The sequence below is a fragment of the Bartonella sp. DGB1 genome (genome assembly GCF_041345015.1).
GTDB lineage: Bacteria > Pseudomonadota > Alphaproteobacteria > Rhizobiales > Rhizobiaceae > DGB1.
The window spans coordinates 1,190,248-1,208,788 of record NZ_CP166769.1 but is presented as its reverse complement, the minus strand read 5'-3'; the positions used below and the strand labels follow the sequence as shown (position 1 = coordinate 1,208,788).

Here is an 18,541-nt window from a genome sequence, read left to right as displayed (position 1 = left end):
ACATGTTAGATATAAAATGGATAAGAGATAACATTGAGTTATTTGAAAATGCTTTAAAAGCAAGGGGAGTGCCTCTTGTAACTCAAGAATTGTTAAATGTGGACAATGAATTTAGACAAATTTTGTCTAAATTACAAATTTTACAAGAACAGCGTAATGAAAAATCTCGACAAATAGCTGCGATGTTAGCACAAAAGGCGATTAACGAAGCTGATCAATTAAAAAAAGAAGTATCTTTATTAAAAGATGAATTATCTATGTTGCAAGCTCAGCGAAAAGAAGTAGAAGAAGAGCGTAATAAATATTTAACATCTTTGCCTAATATTCCGTTAGCTGATGTTCCTATAGGGGTGGATGAAACAGATAATCTTGAAATATTATGTCATGGAAAAATTAGAAATCTAGATTTTGAACCTAAACAACATTATGAATTAGGGGAAAATCTAGGCATGATGCATTTTGAAAAAGCCGCTCAAATAGCTGGAGCGCGTTTTGTGGTTTTATCAGATGAATTAGCGTTATTAGAGCGTGCTTTAGGTCAGTTTATGTTAGATGTTCATGTTAAAGAGCATGGTTACCGTGAGGTAGTAGTTCCTACATTAGTTAGGTCAGAGGCTATGTATGGTACTGGTCAGTTACCTAAATTTGCAGAGGATCTTTTTAAAACGACCGATGATCGTTGGCTAATTTCTACTAGTGAAATATCTTTAACTAATTTAGTTAGAGAAGAAATATTAAAACAAGAGCAATTGCCACTACGTTTTACTGCATTGAGCCAATGTTTTAGATCAGAGGCCGGTGCTGCGGGGCGTGATACAAGAGGTATGTTAAGACAACATCAATTTTCTAAAGTAGAATTGGTATCTATAACTGATGCTGATTCATCTATAGAAGAACTTGAACGTATGACATTATGTGCTGAGGAAATATTAAAAAGGCTCGAAATACCATATCGTAAAATGTTATTATGTACTGGAGATATGGGGGCTTCAGCTAGGAAAACTTATGATTTAGAAGCGTGGTTACCGGGTCAAAATAGTTATCGAGAAATTTCTAGTTGTTCAGTTTGTGGTGATTTTCAAGCTAGAAGAATGGATGCTAAATATCGTCATTCTGATAATAAAGAAATATCTTTTGTGCATAGTTTAAATGGTTCTGGTCTTGCTATAGGGAGGACTTTAATAGCGGTAATGGAAAATTATCAACAACGAGACGGTAGTATTATTGTACCAGAAGTTTTACAACCCTATATGAATAATCTTACTGTGATCAAAAAAGCTAAGGGCTTATATAGATAGGATAGCAATGCGTATTTTAATAACCAATGATGATAATATACATGCTAATGGTTTAAAGATATTAAAATCTATCGCGGAAAAAATAGGTCATGAAGTATGGGTAGTAGCACCAGAATGTGATCAAAGTGGAATCGGACATGCTATCAGTATGTCTAATCCATTGAGATTACGACAATTAGATAAATATCAATTTGCTCTCACGGGGACACCGGTAGATTGTATTTTAGTTGCTCTTAAACATTTAATGCCACACAAACCTGATCTTATTTTATCAGGAATAAATGATGGTGCAAATATTGGTCATGCTATGGCTTATTCAGGCACATATGCAGCTGCTAGAGAAGGAATGGTGAATGGAATATTGTCTTTAGCAATATCGCAAGCTTCTTATTATAATTCTGAGAAACGTACTCTATTTACTTCTTATGAAGTAGCAGAATATTTTTTAGAAAAGATAATTAATAGACTGTTAGAGGCTAATTTAGTTGAAAATATGTTATTTAATTTGAATTTTCCAGCTTGTAAAATAAGTGAGGTAACTGGTGTAAAGGTTGGTAGTCCTTCAAAAAATCTAGGCTATGAAATAAATGTAACAGAGAGTAAAGATCCTTTATTGCGTCCGGTGCTATGGTTACAGCCTATGCCCGCTAAAGTTATTGCAGAGCAAGATACAGATGTTAGTATATTATCCGAAAATAAAATATCTATTACACCTTTTTCTTTTTACGGATTTGCAGAAAAGTCTTTAAATAATTTGCAAAAACTATTTGCTTAAGTTTGGTGAGTTATGAGAAAAGATACACCTTGTTATATTAGTAAATATGAAGAATTTGCTAGGATTATTTTACAATTAAGAAGTTTAGGTGTTCAAAATAAGGAAATTTTTTCAGCATTAGAGATCTATCCAAGGCAAAGTTTTATACCAATAAAATATGATAGTATTTATCATAATGGTATTATTCCAATTGAATGCGGTCAATATATGGAAAATTTTGATGAGCAAATGATAGCCATCGATAAATTAGATATACAGAATAATCATAATGTTTTAGAAATAGGAACAGGTTCTGGATTTACAGCAGCTATAATATCACAATTAGCTAAACAAGTGGTAACTATAGACAGATATAAAACTTTAGTAGAGCTAGCAAAAAAAAAATTTGAAAAGTTTCTGATCAAGAATATTTTTATAAAACAAGCAGATGCATTAAAGATTTTACCTGATCCATTATTTGATCGCATTATAGTTTGGGGAGCATTTCCGCATTTTCCTGCATATTTAAAAAAGAATTTATTAAATACTGGTAAAATGATATTTGCTTTAGGTAATGAATATAACGTGCAAAAATTAAAATTATATAATAATAGTAGTGCAATTGAAGATGGCGAAACTATAATGAATGTTAGATATCAATTTTTAACTAGCGGTTGTGCTAGGATACTATAATCTAGGGTAATTTATATTTTATTAAGCCAGCTAAATTTTGAATAAATTGCCAAGCTGTTCTACCTGATCTGCTAGCTCTAGTTATTGACCACATAAGTGCTTCTTGGTGTAAATTATAATTATCAGGGATTGGTAATTTAAAATATTCTACATAATGGTCGATAATTTGCAAATATTCTGTTTGACTGATTTTGTGAAACCCTATCCATAGGCCAAAACGATCAGCTAGAGAAATTTTTTCATCTAATACTTCAGTATTATTTATAGCATTTGCTTGTTGATTTTCAATTATTTCTCTAGCAAGTAAATGTTTTCGATTAGAAGTTGCATAAACAATTAAATTTTCAGGGCTTTGGATGAGTCCACCTTCTAAGATGGATTTTAAAAATTTATAATTTTGATCTTGTGAGTCAAAAGATAAATCATCGCAAAAAAGAATAAATCTATAAGGTTGATCTGCTAACAATCTGAGTAATAAAGATAAGGAATTTAGATCATTTTTATAAATTTCTATTAATTTTATTTTATGTATTTTTGTTATTTCTGTATGTACCGCTTTTACTAAAGAAGATTTACCCATTCCTCTTGCACCCCATAATAGACAATTATTCGCATTATATCCTTGTGCAAATTGTAGGGTATTTTGGTATAATAATTCTTTAGCACTATCAATTGTTTTTAGCAGATCTAATTGTAGATATTTTTTGTTATTTATTGGTATTAACGAAATTGTTTGAGCATCCCAAATAAAATTATCTGATAATTTTAAAATTTCGCTAGGATCTCTGACATGAGGCGAGGAAATATTTTCAATAGATGTTATTATTTTATCTAGGCGGTTAAGTAGCTCAGATTGAAAAAAGTCTAATTTTGTCATAATTTTCTTATAACATATTTAAATTGTATTATTAAAAAAAATCTTTATAATATGGATAACTTATTTGTAAGTTGATGTTTATTGTATAATCTAGACAATTATGCTATGAGAACATCAGTGAATTAATATATTAATCTATTTAGGAGAGTTATATGTTTATATCATATGCTAATGCTACAGTTGATGCAGGGGCTGGACAAAGTTCTATTTTATTCACTCTGTTACCTTTTGTGCCAATAATTGCAATAATGTATTTTTTAATTGTGCGTCCACAACGTATTCAAATGAAAAAAAGACAAGAACAATTAGCAGCTATTCGTCGTGGTGATACTGTAGTCACTGGTGGTGGAGTCGTTGGCAAAGTTACGAAAGTTATAGATGAATCTAATGAGCTAGAGGTGGAAATAGCAGAAGGTGTACGTGTACGTGTAACTCGTTATTCTGTTGCTGATGTTCGCGTAAAAGGTGATGTTATAACTGATGTAGAAACAACTAATAAAGAAGTTAAAAAACCTGCTAGCAAAAAAACTCGTAAAAAAACTGAAGAATAATTTATGAAAGAAATGGGATCGGCTATTAATATACGCGAGGCATATTTGCCTGGGACAACTCCTATCGATAGTTATGGTAATGGGGGTTTTAGTTTTGCTAAAATGTCACATAAAGGGTCGATAATTTGTTTGCCTTCAGGTATTTATAGTTGGTCACCTACTTCTTGTAATTTTACTATTGAAATGTTAGATCGTGTTTTTTTAGAAGCAGATCAAATAGAAATTTTATTATTGGGTACAGGTAAAGAGCTTCACCCTGTCAATAATGAGTTAAAGAAACAATTGCAAAAATTTAATATATCTGCAGATGCTATGAATACAGGTGCTGCAGTGCGTACTTATAATGTATTGTTAGCTGAAGATAGAGCCGTGGCTGCTGCTTTTTATGCTGTAGATTAAATTATGTCAGTATCTTTTTTGCGTCAGTTGAAAGACGCTCAATATCATCAATATCTTGCTCTATTATATGCTCCAATAAAATTGCGTGAGCCTCTAGCAATATTATATAATTTTCATTATGAAATCTCTCGTTTATTATATCAAACCTCTAATCGTGATTTAGCTAAAATTAAAGTGCAATGGTGGATAGATATTTTTGAAAAATTAAAAAATAACGAAAATGTTAGCAGCTATACACCCTTGGTAAAAAAGATAAATTTACTTATTAATGATTATCAATTACCTGTAGAAAAATTTATTGAATATTGTAATTCACAGTTATCTATGAATAGCGAAATGAAGGATATTGAAGATTTTACAATATATGCTGAAAAAACAAGGGGAAATATTTTATATTTAGCTATTAGAATATTTTTATTAAATAGAAAAAATAATCTTTCCTTTGATTCCATTAATAATATAATTACTAAAGCTGCTATAATATTATTAGGACAAGATATTCTGCGTAATTTTTATCATCCTTATACTAGAAGATTAATACCAGAAATCTTATTTAAAGCTGTTGCTATTGATAGTAATTTAACCATTCTCCAATTGTCTGAGGCGGAACAGAAAAAAATTTATAAAATCTTGTGTGAATTTATCTTTAGTAATTATAAAGATTTTACTATGATAACAGATGTTTTATTGAAAGAGGCTAATTTTTTATTTTTACCTATTTCTTTAACTAAAGGATATTATGATAATTGTCATAAGTTTGATAAAAAAGATTTAGTTAATTTTTTATCTATATCTAAATTAAAAAGTCAGCTTATTTATTTTTCTAGCTTTTATCTTGGTAAATTTCCTATTTTAGGTAATAAATGAAAATCCGATCTATTACATTAGCTAGATTTATTGTTATTCTTTAAAAGAAGTTTTCTTATTTTTGAATAAATTCTGAATGATTTTTCTAAATTATTAGCTTGTGTTATAGTTTATTTGCTTCTTTATTTTTGTATTAGCGCTTAGCAGCATATCTCTTTGCTGTAAGTATTTTTTACATAGAAATTAAGTTAACGGATCGTTTTCTCTATCTATTTGCACAGTGCATTTAGAAGAAATTAGATGTAAATATAACCTATATTTGAATTTTCCATATACCAGTAAATTATTAAAAGATTAATAGTCTACTGATATATGGGACGTTTACGAAAGGTATTGAAACAGAGCGTAAATTTCTGATTATATTTATAGCTATATTAATTGTTAGCTTCTTTTATAGGATATAAATTAGAATAATATTTTAATAAGCTGTTTAAGATGTTATTTTTTATCGCTTGTCGTATTTTTTCTTTTTCTTCGTCTGACATATTATAATGTTCAGTTGATTTTTTTGTCTCTGTTTTAGCTATAATTATAGCTTTTTTACCAGTAGCATCAGGTATTAATAGTAATTTATTAACAGGCATTATAGTTAAATATTGTAGTTGTTCTTGTGATAAATTTTTATCTGCTTTTTCGGCGGTGTTAGCGAAGCTAACGTTATTTAAATATTTTAATTTTTGATTGTGTTTTTTCGCAAATTGCTCTATGGATTCATTTTTTTCTATTTCTGGCATTAATGATTGTAACTGCTGAAAAAACTTCTGTTGAGTTTGTTCTTTTTGCCATGTTACTAAAACTTCTGATTTTACTTCATCGTATGCTTTTGGTGTTGCTTCAATTATTTCTTCTATTTGAAACCATATTGTTTTATTGCCCATATTTATGGTAGTGGGTAGATATAAGTCTTTTTCTTCTATTTCAAAGGCTTTATCTAATAAAGATTTTTCTTGTGGCGTGGTTATTTGTATTCCTTTGTTATTCTTGCCATTTTTATCTATGGTAATAGAATGTAGCTTAAAGTTAAAATTCTTTGCTAAGTCAGGAACTGTTAATCCATCTGCACGTGCATTATTAATTTCAGCATATAAATTTTGATTAGTGTCGTCTTGGATGAAGTAACTTAATTGTCTATATTCAGGCGATAAAAAGTTATATTTTGTTGTTTCAAAATATTCTTTTAGTGTTTCTTCACTTGGTTTAGCAATTTTTTTATAATCTTCAGCTGTTATTTCGTAATAAGCAAAGTTATTTTTTTGTGTATAACCTGTTTCTAAAGCTTTAAGTATTTTATCAGATACATGTAATGAATCTGATAAAGGGTAAATTAGTTGTTTGGTGAGCACTTCATTTTTGGTTGCTGCAAAATATTGATTGGCGGAAATCTGTAACTGGTTTAAAAAATTTTCGAATCTACTGCGACTAAAAACACCATTATTATTTTTAAATAAATTATTTTGTTGAATAAATTCTACAAAGGCTTTTGATGAGACTGTTAGACCTTGTGATCTAGCTGCTTCTGCAAGCAATAATTGAGCTTTGGTATTATTATATACATAATCTAGTAAGCCCATTTGCTCCATTTCTTCAATTGTCAAAGGTCTTTGTAGTCCATATTGTTTGGCTATAATTAGATTCCATTGATTTAATAATATTTGATATTCTGGTAATGTTATTTTGCTTTTGCCCGCTTTAAGAATATAGTTAGAGTTAGTTGCAGAAGAAAATAATTGGGGGATATTCCATCCTAATAAACCTAAAGCTGTGATAGTAAGAAAAATTTTTATAAGTAAAGAGTTTTTTGCTGCACGCAGTTTAGTTATCATGAAAATTACCCTATGTTTTATTCTGTCTGTTTGGCTCAACTTTTTGTTTTATTAAGTGTAAAAAACTTGCATTTTAATATGTATATCTACTATGTATACTTACAATATATACACAAAAGAGGAATCTTATGCAAAATGTAAAAAATCTTATTGTGGGTAATTGGAAAATGAATGGTTTTCTTAATTCCCTAGAGGAGTTAGTTACTATAGAGTCATCTTTAAGCTCAGCCGATAAAAATTTACCGTTTGAAGTAATTTTTTGTCTGCCTGATACCTTAATTTTTGCTGCTAATCAATTGAATCTACATATTTTGCAATTAGGTGCTCAAAATTGTTGTCATGAAAATAACGGGGCTTATACAGGAGATATCTCAGCAGAGCAGCTTAAAGATGTAGGAGCTAGCTGGGTTATTATAGGTCATTCTGAAAGACGATTAAATCACCATGAAACTAATCCGCAAATTGCAAATAAATTAGCACAAGCTTGGGAAAGTGATTTAAATACTATTTTATGTATTGGAGAATCGATAGACGTTTATGAAAAAGGGGAAACTTTAGAGTTTTTAACTAAACAATTAGAGCAAGTATTAAGTGATTCTGCTAATATTGATAAATTAACTGTAGCTTATGAACCAATATGGTCTATAGGTACTGGTAAAATTCCTACTTTAGTAGAACTTGATGAAATATATAATTTTATTCGTTCTTTTCTTATAGAAAAATTAGGTAAGGCAGCACAAAATATTCGGTTATTATATGGGGGGTCTGTGACTAGTAAAAATGCAGCTAATATCCTGAATATTAAAGATGTTAATGGTTTATTAGTAGGGAAAGCAAGCTTGCAAGCTGAAGAATTCTTAAAAATTTGTAAATTTAACTAATTAATGATTAAACATACTTATATTGACTTAAAAAATATGTTATTAGTCGATATATAATTTAATAAGCGAGAAATTTTATGCAAATATTTGTTGTTATAATATATCTTTTTGTGGTTCTAGCACTAATATCAGTGATACTTTTGCAAAAATCTGATGGCGGTGGTTTTGGTAGCAATAATTTTAATGCTAGCAGAGGTAGTAAGAGTTTTATGTCTCGTCTTACCGCAATTTTAGCAACTTTATTTTTTGGTTTGGCGATAATTTTGTTAATAATAGATAGCGTTAGTCATAAAGATAAATCTTTACATGACTTATTGCCAGAAAATAATGAGACCTTAATAGAGCAATTAGGTGGTGTGCCGGATTCCGCTGTTGATAAGATACCACAAATGGATGAAAAGTCACCGGCAAAAAAATCGGTTCCAAAAATTAAAGAGAAGGATAAAGATTCTTCTGGAGTACCAACAGGATTGTAATAATCCTCACTTAATATTATGATAGAGTTTATGTATGGTTCGTTATATTTTTATTACAGGTGGTGTTGTTTCATCATTAGGTAAAGGCGTAGCTGCGGCAGCCTTAGGCGCTTTGTTACAGGCTAGAGGTTATAAAGTTCGTATTAAAAAACTAGATCCATATCTCAATGTGGATCCTGGTACAATGTCGCCATATCAACATGGTGAAGTTTTCGTTACCGATGACGGTGCTGAAACAGATTTAGATCTGGGTCACTATGAGCGCTTTACTGGTCGTCCTGCTTGTAAAAATGATAATATTACTACAGGTCGCATCTATCAGAAAATTATTGAAAAAGAGCGTAGAGGTGATTATCTCGGGGCTACGGTTCAAGTGATTCCTCATGTAACTGATGTTATTAAAGAATTTATTGTAGCTGATAATGAATCGTATGATTTTGTTATTTGTGAAATAGGTGGCACAGTTGGTGATATAGAAGCCATGCCCTTTTTAGAGTCAATTAGACAATTAGGAAATGAGTTAGAGCGGGGCTCATTGTTATATATTCATTTAACTTTAATGCCTTTTATCCCATCTGCAGGTGAATTAAAAACTAAACCTACTCAACATTCAGTGAAAGAATTACGCTCTTTAGGTATTTTTCCTGATATATTGTTAGTTAGATCAGATAGAGATATTCCAGAAGTGGAGCGGGCAAAATTATCCTTATTTTGTAATGTTAGATTGTCTTCAGTAATTCAAGCTTTAGATGTTAAGTCAATCTATGATGTGCCGTTATCTTATCATAAAGAGGGTCTTGATATAGAAGTATTAAACGCTTTTGGTATGAATGTCTGTCCTAATTTAGATATGAGTAGATGGACAGAAGTTTCAAATAGAATCAATAATTTTGACGGACAAGTTAATATAGCTATAGTTGGTAAATATATTGAGTTAAAAGATGCATATAAGTCTTTGATGGAAGCTTTAGTTCATGGGGGCATAGCTAATAAAATAAAAGTTAATCTTGTTTGGGTGGATTCTGAGTCTTTAGTTAATGATAATCCACAAGATATATTGAAGGATATTCATGCTATTCTAGTACCTGGTGGTTTCGGTTACCGAGGCTCCGAAGGTAAAATTAAAGCTATATCTTATGCTCGTTTAAATAAAATACCTTTTTTTGGAATTTGTTTTGGTATGCAAATGGCTGTAATTGAAGCTGTTCGTAATTTGTTAGGTCGTGAAAAAGCGTCTTCAAGCGAGTTTGGTCCTACAGATGAGCCCGTAATAGGCCTAATGACAGAATGGATTAATGACGGTATTTTAGAAAAACGTACTATTACTAGTAATTTAGGTGGTACTATGCGTTTAGGCGCTTACGATGCCAAATTATTGTCAAATAGTAAAATAGCCAGCATTTATGGTACTACTGATATATCAGAACGACATAGACATAGGTATGAGGTAAATAGTAAATATATTGAAGATCTAGCGCAGGTAGGATTTATATTTGCAGGTATGTCTCCAGATGGGATATTACCAGAGACCGTTGAATATGTAGACCATCCTTGGTTTATTGGTGTGCAATATCATCCAGAATTGAAATCTCGCCCGTTTGATGTACACCCTTTATTCGCTTCTTTTATAGAGGCTGCTTTAAAATATAGCTATCAGTTAGGAGAATAATATGTCGGCGATTTTAGATGTTCTAGCAAGAGAAATTTTAGATAGTCGTGGTAATCCAACTATAGAAGTGGAAGTAACTCTAGAAAATGGTGCGTGGGGTCGTGCTGCAGTTCCTTCAGGAGCATCAACCGGAGCTTATGAAGCCGTGGAATTACGTGATAATGATAATCGTTACGGTGGTAAGGGTGTTGCGCAAGCAGTTTCATTAGTTAATAGTCAGATATTTGAACATATTGCTGGAATGGATGCTTGTGATCAATTACTAATTGATAGAATGTTGATTGAATTGGATGGTACAGAGAATAAGGAAAATTTAGGCGCTAATGCAATATTAGGTGTTTCGTTAGCTGTTGCTCATGCTGGTGCTGCTTTTACTGGTTTGCCTCTTTACCGTTATATTGGTGGGGTAGCTGCTAATATATTACCTACCCCGATGATGAATGTTATTAATGGTGGAGTTCATGCAGATAATCTGATCGATTTTCAAGAATTTATGATACTTCCGGTAGGGGCTGGTTCTTTTAAAGAGGCGTTGCGCTTTGGAGCAGAGATATTTCATGTATTAAAAAGTGAGTTAAAGTCTGGTGGTTTTAACATTAATGTAGGTGATGAGGGTGGTTTCGCTCCAGAACTTAAAGATACAAAACAAGCTTTAGATATTTTGTTGCAAGCTATTGAAAAGGCTGGCTTTAGCGCAGGTAAAGAAATATATCTTGGTTTGGATTGTGCATCTACAGAATTTTATAAAAATAATCTTTATCAATATAGCGGAGAAAATGTAAGTAGAACTAGAGAAGATCAAGTAGCTTATCTAGCAGATTTGGTGAATAATTATCCTATAATTACCATAGAAGATGGAATGGCTGAAGATGATTGGGAAGGGTGGAAACTTCTAACTGATACTATAGGACATAAATGTCAGTTAGTTGGTGATGATCTTTTTGTAACTAATAAAAAACGTTTGCAAATCGGCATAGAAAAATCTGTTGCAAATTCTTTATTGGTTAAAGTTAATCAAATAGGCACATTGACTGAGACTATAGAAGCCGTTTCTTTAGCGCATAGATCTGGTTATACAAGTGTTATGTCGCATAGATCAGGTGAGACAGAAGATGTAACTATAGCTGATTTAGCAGTAGCATTAAATTGTGGGCAAATCAAAACAGGATCTTTAGCTAGATCAGATAGATTAGCTAAATATAATCAATTATTACGGATAGAAGAAGATCTTGGCAATATGGCTAATTATGCTGGAATTACAGCTTTTAAATCGTTAAATCACTAGGTATTGCATGGTTATTCAGACAGAACAAAAAACACTTAGTAAATTTTGGCCTGTTAGTTTAATTATCTTAATTTTTGCTATTATTTTATATTTTTGTTATCATATTTACCAAGGCGATTTAGGAGTTAATGCACAGAAATATGTTGATACAGAAATAATTAAAACTGAACAAAAACTGATTGAGTTAAAACAAGAATTAGCTTTTTGGCAGCATAGAGTAAATTTACTTCGGGATGGTACCATTGATTATGATACTTTAGATGAATATATAAGACGTAGTAATGCTTTTATGGGTAAGAAAGAGCTTGTAATTATGATGGATAACTATAACACTGATGGCTTAAGGTAGTAGTTTAGTAATTAACCTGGACTTAGGATGTGGTAAATTAATTTGCCGCTTTAAGGAGAAATATATGAAAAAGCAAACAAAAAGTCTGACGTCAGATATGAATGATATTATTAAAATGGAAATTCCAATAGAAACCGCAGTTGCTTCTTTCTCAAAAGAGGAGGCTATATATGCTTATAGAGATATGAGTTTAATTAGGCGCTTTGAAGAGAGAGCAGGTCAATTATATGGTATGGGTCTTATAGGTGGTTTTTGTCATTTGTATATTGGACAAGAGGCTGTTGTAGTAGGCATACAAATGGCATTGATAGAAGGTGATCAAGTAATTACCTCTTATAGAGATCATGGTCATATGTTAGCTTGCGGAATGGATGCTAAAGGGGTTATGGCTGAATTAACTGGACGTAGAAATGGCTTTTCTAAAGGTAAAGGCGGTTCTATGCATATGTTTTCTCGAGAAAAGAATTTTTACGGCGGTCATGGAATTGTAGGAGCTCAAATTGCTCTAGGTACAGGTATTGCTTTTGCCAATAAATATCGTGGAAATAATAATTTATGTGTAGCTTATATAGGTGATGGTGCTGCTAACCAAGGTCAAGTATATGAAAGTTTTAATATGGCTGCCTTATGGAAGTTACCAGTAATATATATTATAGAGAATAATAAATATGCTATGGGTACTTCTGTTGCTAGAGCTGCTGCTGGTCCTGGTTTTGCTGCACGCGGTTTGCCCTTTGGTATTATAGGTAAACGTGTTGACGGTATGAATGTTCGTGCAGTAAAAGCTGCTGCTGATGAGGCTGTAGCTTGGGTTAGAGGGGGAAATGGTCCAATTGTAATAGAAATGGAAACATATAGATATCGTGGTCATTCTATGTCAGATCCAGCCAATTATCGTAGTAAAGATGAATTACAGGATATGAGAGAACATCATGACCCAATTGAAAATATTAGGGAGTTATTGTTGTCTGATTGGAAAATGTCTGAGGAGGACATTAAAGATATAGATAAAGAAGTAAGGAAAATAGTTCTGGATGCAGTAGAATTTGCTAAAAATGATCCAGAGCCAGATGCTTCAGAGTTGTATACAGATATTTTTCTTTAAAGGATTTGCTATGTCAATAAAAATTTTAATGCCGGCACTTTCTCCTACTATGGAAGAAGGTAAATTAGCTAAATGGAACAAAAAAGAAGGTGATCAAGTAAATATCGGTGATATCATTGCAGAGATAGAAACTGATAAGGCTACAATGGAGATTGAATCTGTCGATGAAGGTGTAATCGGCAAAATATTAGTTAAAGAAGGTACTGAAAATATAAAAGTTAATAGCGTAATAGCGATTTTATTGCAAGAAGGGGAAACTCTAGAAAGTGCAATAGAAGATATGGCGCAAAAAGATAGTCAATCAGATAATGTAGCTCAGATGCAGGATAATTCTGCGGTTGAATCGAAAATTGAAGCTGAATCTGCCGTTGATCCAGTAGTAAAAGCAGCACCAATGTCAGTAACTTTGTTAGATCCAGATATTCCAGCAGGGACAGAAATGGTGGAAATGACAGTTAGAGAAGCTTTAAGGCAAGCTATACAAGAGGAAATGCGTCGCGATGAAGATGTATTTTTAATGGGTGAAGAGGTTGCTGAATATAATGGAGCTTATAAAGTATCACAAGGATTGTTAGATGAATTTGGACCAAGACGCGTTATTGATACACCGATAACAGAACATGGTTTTGCTGGGTTAGCTGTTGGCGCTGCATTCACTGGTTTAAAACCGATATTAGAATTTATGACTTTTAACTTTTCTATGCAGGCGATTGATCATATAGTTAATTCTGCTGCTAAAACTCTTTATATGTCTGGTGGTCAAATGGGAGCACCGATAGTATTCAGAGGACCTAATGGAGCTGCGGCTCGTGTAGGTGCACAACATTCACAATGTTATGCTGCTTGGTATGGTCATATTCCTGGTTTGAAAGTTGTGATGCCTTGTAGCGCTGCTGATGCTAAAGGATTATTAAAGTCTGCTATACGTGATCCAAATCCGGTAATTTTTTTAGAGAATGAATTATTATATGGTAAAAAGTTTTTAGTACCGCAATTAGATGAATATCTGTTACCAATAGGAAAAGCTAGAATTGAAAGAAAAGGTAAAGATGTAACTGTAGTTGCTTGTGGTATGGGAATGGTTTATGCTTGTGATGCAGCTGATATTTTAGCTAAAGAGGGTATTGATGTGGAACTTATAGACTTAAGAACTATAAGACCGCTTGATTTACCAACGGTGATTACATCAGTGAAAAAGACAGGTCGTTGTGTCACGGTAGAAGAAGGATTTCCTCAGTCTTCTGTAGGTAAGGAAGTAGCAACTCTTATTATGCAAGAAGCTTTTGATTATTTAGATGCACCTATATTAACTATTGCAGGTAAAGATGTACCAATGCCTTATGCGGCTAATTTAGAAAAACTGGCTTTACCTTCTGTGGAAGAAGTAGTAACCGCTGTTAAAAGTGTCATGTATAAGCTTTAAGGAGATTGCTATGTCGATAAAAATTTTAATGCCAGCACTTTCACCTACTATGGAAATAGGAAACCTAGCAAAATGGTTAGTTAAAGAAGGTGATAAAGTAAATTCTGGTGATATTATTGCAGAAATAGAAACTGACAAAGCAACTATGGAATTAGAGTCTATTGATGAAGGTATAGTTGCTAAAATCTTAATAGCAGAAGGAGCACAGGCTGTAAAAGTTAATAGCTTGTTAGCTGTTTTAGCAGAAGATGGTGAAGAAATTGAGCAGGTAATAGCCGAGTTGGACGCACCAACAGCAGCGGTTAATACAGCAACAAAAGCAGAGGCGCCGGCAAATAATGCAACTACTGGAACAGAAGCAAAGCCGTTAACAGATACTATAGAAAAAACAAATAAAGAAGTGACTGTAACGGTAAATAATAATGATAAGCTTGTAAATAATCATTCTGGAAAGATTTTTGCTTCTCCTTTAGCTAGAAGATTAGCTAAGGAATATGGTCTAGAGTTAAGTGCGATACAGGCTACAGGACCTAAAGGTAGAATTATTAAAGTTGATGTAGAAAACGCTCGTAATCAAGCAACTATGTCTAATAATATTCCTTTAGCAACTGCTTCTGAAAAAGATATTTTAAGTTTATTTGATCCAGAAAATTATAATATCATACCGCATGATAATATGCGAAAAACTATAGCTAAAAGATTATTAGAATCTAAATTAACTGTACCACATTTTTATTTAACTATTGATTGTGAGTTAGATAAATTATTATCACTTAGACAAGAAATAAATGCAGATGCACCAATCATAGCTACTGAGAAAGGTAATGTTCCTGCATATAAGATATCTGTTAATGATATGGTATTAAGGGCTGTTGCTTTGTCTTTACGTGATTTACCTGCAGCTAATGTATCATGGTTAGATAGTGGTATGATACACCATAAACACGTTGATATCGGTGTTGCTGTTTCTATCGAAGGTGGATTAATAACGCCTATCATAAGGAAAGCAGAAGAGAAAAATTTAATAGTTATTTCGAAGGAAATGCAAGATTTAGCTAAACGTGCTAGAGATCGTAAACTTAAACCTCAGGAATATCAAGGTGGTACGACTTCTGTATCTAATTTGGGTATGTTTGGCGTTAAACAATTTTCTGCTATTGTTAACCCGCCGCAATCAACCATTTTTGCTATTGGAGCCGGTGAAAAAAGACCGATCATTAAAAATGATTCTATTGCAATAGCTAATATTATGTCAGTGACCATCTCTAGTGATCATCGGTCAGTAGATGGTGCATTGGCTGCTGAATTAGCTAAGATATTTAAAGGTTATATTGAAAAACCGTTAAGCTTATTATTATAAAATATGTTGTATGATTAGGGAGAGTTGTTTGTCAAAAGTTTATGATATTATTATAGTTGGCTCTGGTCCAGGTGGTTATGTAACAGCTATACGTGCAGCTCAATTAGGTTTTAAAACTGCTATCGTAGAACGAGAGCATTTAGGTGGTATTTGTTTAAACTGGGGTTGTATCCCTACAAAAGCCTTGTTGCGTTCTGCAGAAATTAAGCATTTTGCTGAAAATGCTAAAGATTATGGTTTAGAAATTAATGGTAATATTAAGGCAGATATCAATAATATTGTAACTAGATCTAGAGGTATTTCTAGTAGATTAAATGCCGGTGTTGGTTTTTTAATGAAGAAAAATAAAATTGATATAATTTGGGGCGAGGCAAAAATATTAAAAGCCACAGATAAAAATTCTCCGGCAGTAATAGAAGTTGCTAAAAGTAATAAAGAAATACGTCAACCTCAAGCTAATATACCTACTAATATTTTGCCTATAGGAAAATATCAAGCAAAACATGTAATTTTAGCTACGGGAGCTAGACCACGAATTTTACCATCAATAGAACCAGATGGTAAATTGATATGGACTTATTTCGATGCTTTAGTACCGAAAGCTATGCCTAAATCTTTAGCTGTTATTGGTTCTGGTGCTATAGGAATTGAATTTGCTTCCTTCTATTTAGACTTGGGATGCGAGGTTACTGTAATAGAACAAATGGCAAATATTTTACCGGTAGAAGATGCTGAAATATCAGTATTTGCTCGTAAAAATTTAGAAAATCGAGGAATGAAATTTTTAACAAATGCTAAAGTTAATAAAGTAGTTAAAAATAGTAATAATGTTACCTTGGATGTGGATATAGCTGGTAAAACTCAATCATTAACAGCTGATGTCTTGCTTTCTGCGGTTGGAGTTCAAGGAAATATTGAAAATTTAGGTCTAGAGCAATTAGGGGTAAAGACTGATAAGTCATCTATAGTAGTAGATGAATTTTGCCGTACTAATGTTAATGGTATTTATGCTATTGGAGATGTTGCCGGGGCACCTATGTTAGCGCATAAAGCGGAACATGAAGGAGTATTATGTGTAGAAAAAATAGCTAATTTACCTAATGTACATCCGTTAGATCGTTCTAAAATTCCTGGTTGTACTTATTGTAATCCTCAAGTAGCATCTGTTGGTTTAACAGAGGAAAAAGCTAAAGCTGCGGGTTACGAAATACGCGTAGGACGTTATCAATTTGCTGCTAATGGTAAAGCTATTGCTTTAGGTGAAGATAAAGGATTGGTTAAGGTTATTTTTGATAAAAAAACCGGACAATTATTAGGTGCTCATATGGTTGGAGCAGAAGTGACCGAACTTATTCAAGGCTTTGTTGTTGCCATGAATTTGGAAACTACTGAAGAGGAACTAATGCATAGCGTTTTCCCTCATCCAACTTTGTCAGAAATGATGAAAGAAGCTGTTTTAGATGCTTATGGAAAAGTAATAAATGCTTAACTTATATAAAGTTGATGTGTTATCTTAACTGTATATTTTAGTTATTCATTATAAATATTAAGGAATCATCATGGTTACAGTGGTTGATAATATTACTAATAGAAAAGTAAGACATCCAGAAAAAGCTAATAAACCAAATAGTCCATTGATGCAAAAACCTGCTTGGATAAGAGTAAAAGCTCCTACTTCTTTAGGTTATAAAGAAACAAGGGATATAGTAAAACAGAAAAAATTGGTGACAGTGTGTGAAGAGGCCGGCTGTCCTAATATAGGTGAATGTTGGACTCAAAAACATGCGAGTTTTATGATCTTAGGAGAAATATGCACTAGGGCATGCGCCTTTTGTAATGTCACAACAGGATTGCCCGGAGCAGTTGATCAAGATGAGCCAAAAAGAGTTGCTGAAGCTGTGGCGGTTATGGGGCTTAAACATGTGGTTATTACTTCGGTGGATAGAGATGATTTACCCGATGGCGGAGCAAAACAATTTGCTCAAGTAATTAAACAGATAAGAGAAATATCACCTGAGACTACAGTTGAAGTATTAACACCAGATTTTTTAAGAAAAGATGGTGCGTTAGAAATAGTTGTAGAAGCTGCGCCGGATGTTTTTAATCATAATCTTGAAACGGTAGCTTCTAATTATTTAAAGGTTCGTCCAGGAGCAAGATATTTTCATTCCATAAGGTTGCTGCAAAGAGCTAAAGAATTATCTCCATCATTATTTACTAAGTCTGGTATCATGTTAGGATTAGGTGAAGAACGAAATGAAGTGTTGCAACTTATGGATGATTTACGTAGCGCAGATGTAGATTTTATGACTATAGGTCAATATTTACAGCCTACTAGAAAGCACCATCCAGTAATAAGATTTGTACCGCCAGAGGAATTTGAATCTTATGCAGTTATTGGTAAAACTAAAGGTTTTTTACATATGAGTTCTAGTCCTTTAACTAGATCTTCACATCACGCTGGTGAAGATTTTGTAAAGTTAAAAGAGGCGCGATTACGATTGTTAAATCAGACAGTATAGTTTATTAAGTAATTTATATTAGCTGTTTAGTTAACCAGAAAAGTACAGCATTAGATAATTTTAAATCTTATGTTGTTATTGGTAAACTAAAGGTTTTTTATCTGTGAATTTTAGTTTTTAATCAAGTCTTTATCTTAAGCTGGTAAAGATTTTGTAAAGTTAAAATAGGTGTAGTTACATTATTACATCAGAAAGTATAGTTTGTTAGG

At 32.4% G+C, this 18,541-nt stretch carries 18 protein-coding genes; 16 read left to right on the top strand and 2 right to left on the bottom strand.

What is annotated here, in order from left to right; all coding sequences use genetic code 11:
* The first annotated feature begins 2 nt into the window (after positions 1–2).
* The 3 genes from serS to AB6T46_RS06095 are packed head-to-tail and all read left to right on the top strand — an operon-like array spanning position 3 to position 2,745.
* Entirely contained in the window at positions 3–1,298 is a 1,296-nt protein-coding gene (gene serS / locus AB6T46_RS06105) for a serine--tRNA ligase (protein WP_370931257.1), read from the top strand.
* 7 nt (positions 1,299–1,305) lie between these two features.
* Complete coding sequence (gene surE, locus AB6T46_RS06100; protein ID WP_370931256.1) at positions 1,306–2,073, top strand: 5'/3'-nucleotidase SurE; 768 nt, start codon at positions 1,306–1,308, stop codon at positions 2,071–2,073.
* Between the two features lie 12 nt (positions 2,074–2,085).
* The gene (locus AB6T46_RS06095; protein ID WP_370931255.1) at positions 2,086–2,745 is read left to right on the top strand and encodes an rRNA adenine N-6-methyltransferase family protein; all 660 of its coding nucleotides are present in this window, start codon (positions 2,086–2,088) and stop codon (positions 2,743–2,745) included.
* 1 nt (position 2,746) lies between these two features.
* Here AB6T46_RS06095 and AB6T46_RS06090 read toward each other — a convergent pair whose 3' ends face one another.
* Complete coding sequence (locus AB6T46_RS06090) at positions 2,747–3,622, bottom strand: ATP-binding protein (RefSeq protein ID WP_370931254.1); 876 nt, start codon at positions 3,620–3,622, stop codon at positions 2,747–2,749.
* Positions 3,623–3,774: 152 nt separating this feature from the next.
* Between AB6T46_RS06090 and yajC the strand changes: the two genes are divergently transcribed.
* The 3 genes from yajC to AB6T46_RS06075 are packed head-to-tail and all read left to right on the top strand — an operon-like array spanning position 3,775 to position 5,439.
* Entirely contained in the window at positions 3,775–4,173 is a 399-nt protein-coding gene (gene yajC / locus AB6T46_RS06085) for a preprotein translocase subunit YajC (RefSeq protein ID WP_370931253.1), read from the top strand.
* 12 nt (positions 4,174–4,185) lie between these two features.
* Entirely contained in the window at positions 4,186–4,572 is a 387-nt protein-coding gene (locus AB6T46_RS06080; protein WP_370932057.1) for an Mth938-like domain-containing protein, read from the top strand.
* A 3-nt stretch (positions 4,573–4,575) separates the two neighbouring features.
* A complete protein-coding gene (locus AB6T46_RS06075; protein WP_370931252.1) occupies positions 4,576–5,439 on the top strand; it encodes a squalene/phytoene synthase family protein in 864 nt (287 codons plus the stop codon).
* 374 nt (positions 5,440–5,813) lie between these two features.
* On the opposite strand, the gene AB6T46_RS06070 is transcribed toward AB6T46_RS06075, so the two are convergent.
* Positions 5,814–7,262, bottom strand: coding sequence for a peptidylprolyl isomerase (locus AB6T46_RS06070; protein ID WP_370931251.1), 1,449 nt, complete (start codon positions 7,260–7,262; stop codon positions 5,814–5,816).
* Between the two features lie 128 nt (positions 7,263–7,390).
* Between AB6T46_RS06070 and tpiA the strand changes: the two genes are divergently transcribed.
* The 10 genes from tpiA to lipA all read left to right on the top strand — a co-directional run bounded on the left by tpiA (position 7,391) and on the right by lipA (position 18,332).
* On the top strand, positions 7,391–8,143 hold the full coding sequence (gene tpiA, locus AB6T46_RS06065) for a triose-phosphate isomerase (protein ID WP_370931250.1): 753 nt from the start codon (positions 7,391–7,393) through the stop codon (positions 8,141–8,143).
* Positions 8,144–8,220: 77 nt separating this feature from the next.
* Positions 8,221–8,619 (top strand): preprotein translocase subunit SecG, encoded by a 399-nt coding sequence (secG, locus tag AB6T46_RS06060; protein ID WP_370931249.1) that lies wholly within the window; start codon positions 8,221–8,223, stop codon positions 8,617–8,619.
* Positions 8,620–8,653: 34 nt separating this feature from the next.
* Complete coding sequence (locus AB6T46_RS06055) at positions 8,654–10,288, top strand: CTP synthase (protein ID WP_370931248.1); 1,635 nt, start codon at positions 8,654–8,656, stop codon at positions 10,286–10,288.
* Between the two features lies 1 nt (position 10,289).
* Positions 10,290–11,573, top strand: a complete 1,284-nt coding sequence (gene eno, locus AB6T46_RS06050) for a phosphopyruvate hydratase (protein WP_370931247.1) — start codon at positions 10,290–10,292, stop codon at positions 11,571–11,573.
* Positions 11,574–11,580: 7 nt separating this feature from the next.
* On the top strand, positions 11,581–11,922 hold the full coding sequence (locus AB6T46_RS06045; RefSeq protein WP_370931246.1) for a septum formation initiator family protein: 342 nt from the start codon (positions 11,581–11,583) through the stop codon (positions 11,920–11,922).
* 115 nt (positions 11,923–12,037) lie between these two features.
* Positions 12,038–13,027 carry a pyruvate dehydrogenase (acetyl-transferring) E1 component subunit alpha gene (gene pdhA / locus AB6T46_RS06040; protein WP_370932056.1) on the top strand — a complete coding sequence of 330 codons (990 nt, stop codon included), beginning with the start codon at positions 12,038–12,040 and terminating at the stop codon, positions 13,025–13,027.
* A complete protein-coding gene (locus tag AB6T46_RS06035) occupies positions 12,978–14,450 on the top strand; it encodes a pyruvate dehydrogenase complex E1 component subunit beta (protein WP_370931245.1) in 1,473 nt (490 codons plus the stop codon). Before pdhA ends, AB6T46_RS06035 begins: the two co-directional genes overlap by 50 nt.
* A gap of 10 nt (positions 14,451–14,460) precedes the next feature.
* Positions 14,461–15,810, top strand: coding sequence for a pyruvate dehydrogenase complex dihydrolipoamide acetyltransferase (locus AB6T46_RS06030; protein WP_370931244.1), 1,350 nt, complete (start codon positions 14,461–14,463; stop codon positions 15,808–15,810).
* Between the two features lie 28 nt (positions 15,811–15,838).
* Complete coding sequence (gene lpdA / locus AB6T46_RS06025) at positions 15,839–17,299, top strand: dihydrolipoyl dehydrogenase (RefSeq protein ID WP_370931243.1); 1,461 nt, start codon at positions 15,839–15,841, stop codon at positions 17,297–17,299.
* 70 nt (positions 17,300–17,369) lie between these two features.
* Positions 17,370–18,332 carry a lipoyl synthase gene (gene lipA / locus AB6T46_RS06020; protein ID WP_370931242.1) on the top strand — a complete coding sequence of 321 codons (963 nt, stop codon included), beginning with the start codon at positions 17,370–17,372 and terminating at the stop codon, positions 18,330–18,332.
* The last annotated feature ends 209 nt before the right edge of the window (positions 18,333–18,541 follow it).

Bases quoted from the DNA above. Each gene is read 5' to 3' on its own strand.
- serS (WP_370931257.1), top strand. From the start codon at position 3: ATGTTAGATATAAAATGGATAAGAGATAACATTGAGTTATTTGAAAAT.
- surE (WP_370931256.1), top strand. From the start codon at position 1,306: ATGCGTATTTTAATAACCAATGATGATAATATACATGCTAATGGTTTA.
- AB6T46_RS06095 (WP_370931255.1), top strand. From the start codon at position 2,086: ATGAGAAAAGATACACCTTGTTATATTAGTAAATATGAAGAATTTGCT.
- AB6T46_RS06090 (WP_370931254.1), bottom strand. From the start codon at position 3,622: ATGACAAAATTAGACTTTTTTCAATCTGAGCTACTTAACCGCCTAGAT.
- yajC (WP_370931253.1), top strand. From the start codon at position 3,775: ATGTTTATATCATATGCTAATGCTACAGTTGATGCAGGGGCTGGACAA.
- AB6T46_RS06080 (WP_370932057.1), top strand. From the start codon at position 4,186: ATGGGATCGGCTATTAATATACGCGAGGCATATTTGCCTGGGACAACT.
- AB6T46_RS06075 (WP_370931252.1), top strand. From the start codon at position 4,576: ATGTCAGTATCTTTTTTGCGTCAGTTGAAAGACGCTCAATATCATCAA.
- AB6T46_RS06070 (WP_370931251.1), bottom strand. From the start codon at position 7,262: ATGATAACTAAACTGCGTGCAGCAAAAAACTCTTTACTTATAAAAATT.
- tpiA (WP_370931250.1), top strand. From the start codon at position 7,391: ATGCAAAATGTAAAAAATCTTATTGTGGGTAATTGGAAAATGAATGGT.
- secG (WP_370931249.1), top strand. From the start codon at position 8,221: ATGCAAATATTTGTTGTTATAATATATCTTTTTGTGGTTCTAGCACTA.
- AB6T46_RS06055 (WP_370931248.1), top strand. From the start codon at position 8,654: ATGGTTCGTTATATTTTTATTACAGGTGGTGTTGTTTCATCATTAGGT.
- eno (WP_370931247.1), top strand. From the start codon at position 10,290: ATGTCGGCGATTTTAGATGTTCTAGCAAGAGAAATTTTAGATAGTCGT.
- AB6T46_RS06045 (WP_370931246.1), top strand. From the start codon at position 11,581: ATGGTTATTCAGACAGAACAAAAAACACTTAGTAAATTTTGGCCTGTT.
- pdhA (WP_370932056.1), top strand. From the start codon at position 12,038: ATGGAAATTCCAATAGAAACCGCAGTTGCTTCTTTCTCAAAAGAGGAG.
- AB6T46_RS06035 (WP_370931245.1), top strand. From the start codon at position 12,978: ATGATCCAGAGCCAGATGCTTCAGAGTTGTATACAGATATTTTTCTTT.
- AB6T46_RS06030 (WP_370931244.1), top strand. From the start codon at position 14,461: ATGTCGATAAAAATTTTAATGCCAGCACTTTCACCTACTATGGAAATA.
- lipA (WP_370931242.1), top strand. From the start codon at position 17,370: ATGGTTACAGTGGTTGATAATATTACTAATAGAAAAGTAAGACATCCA.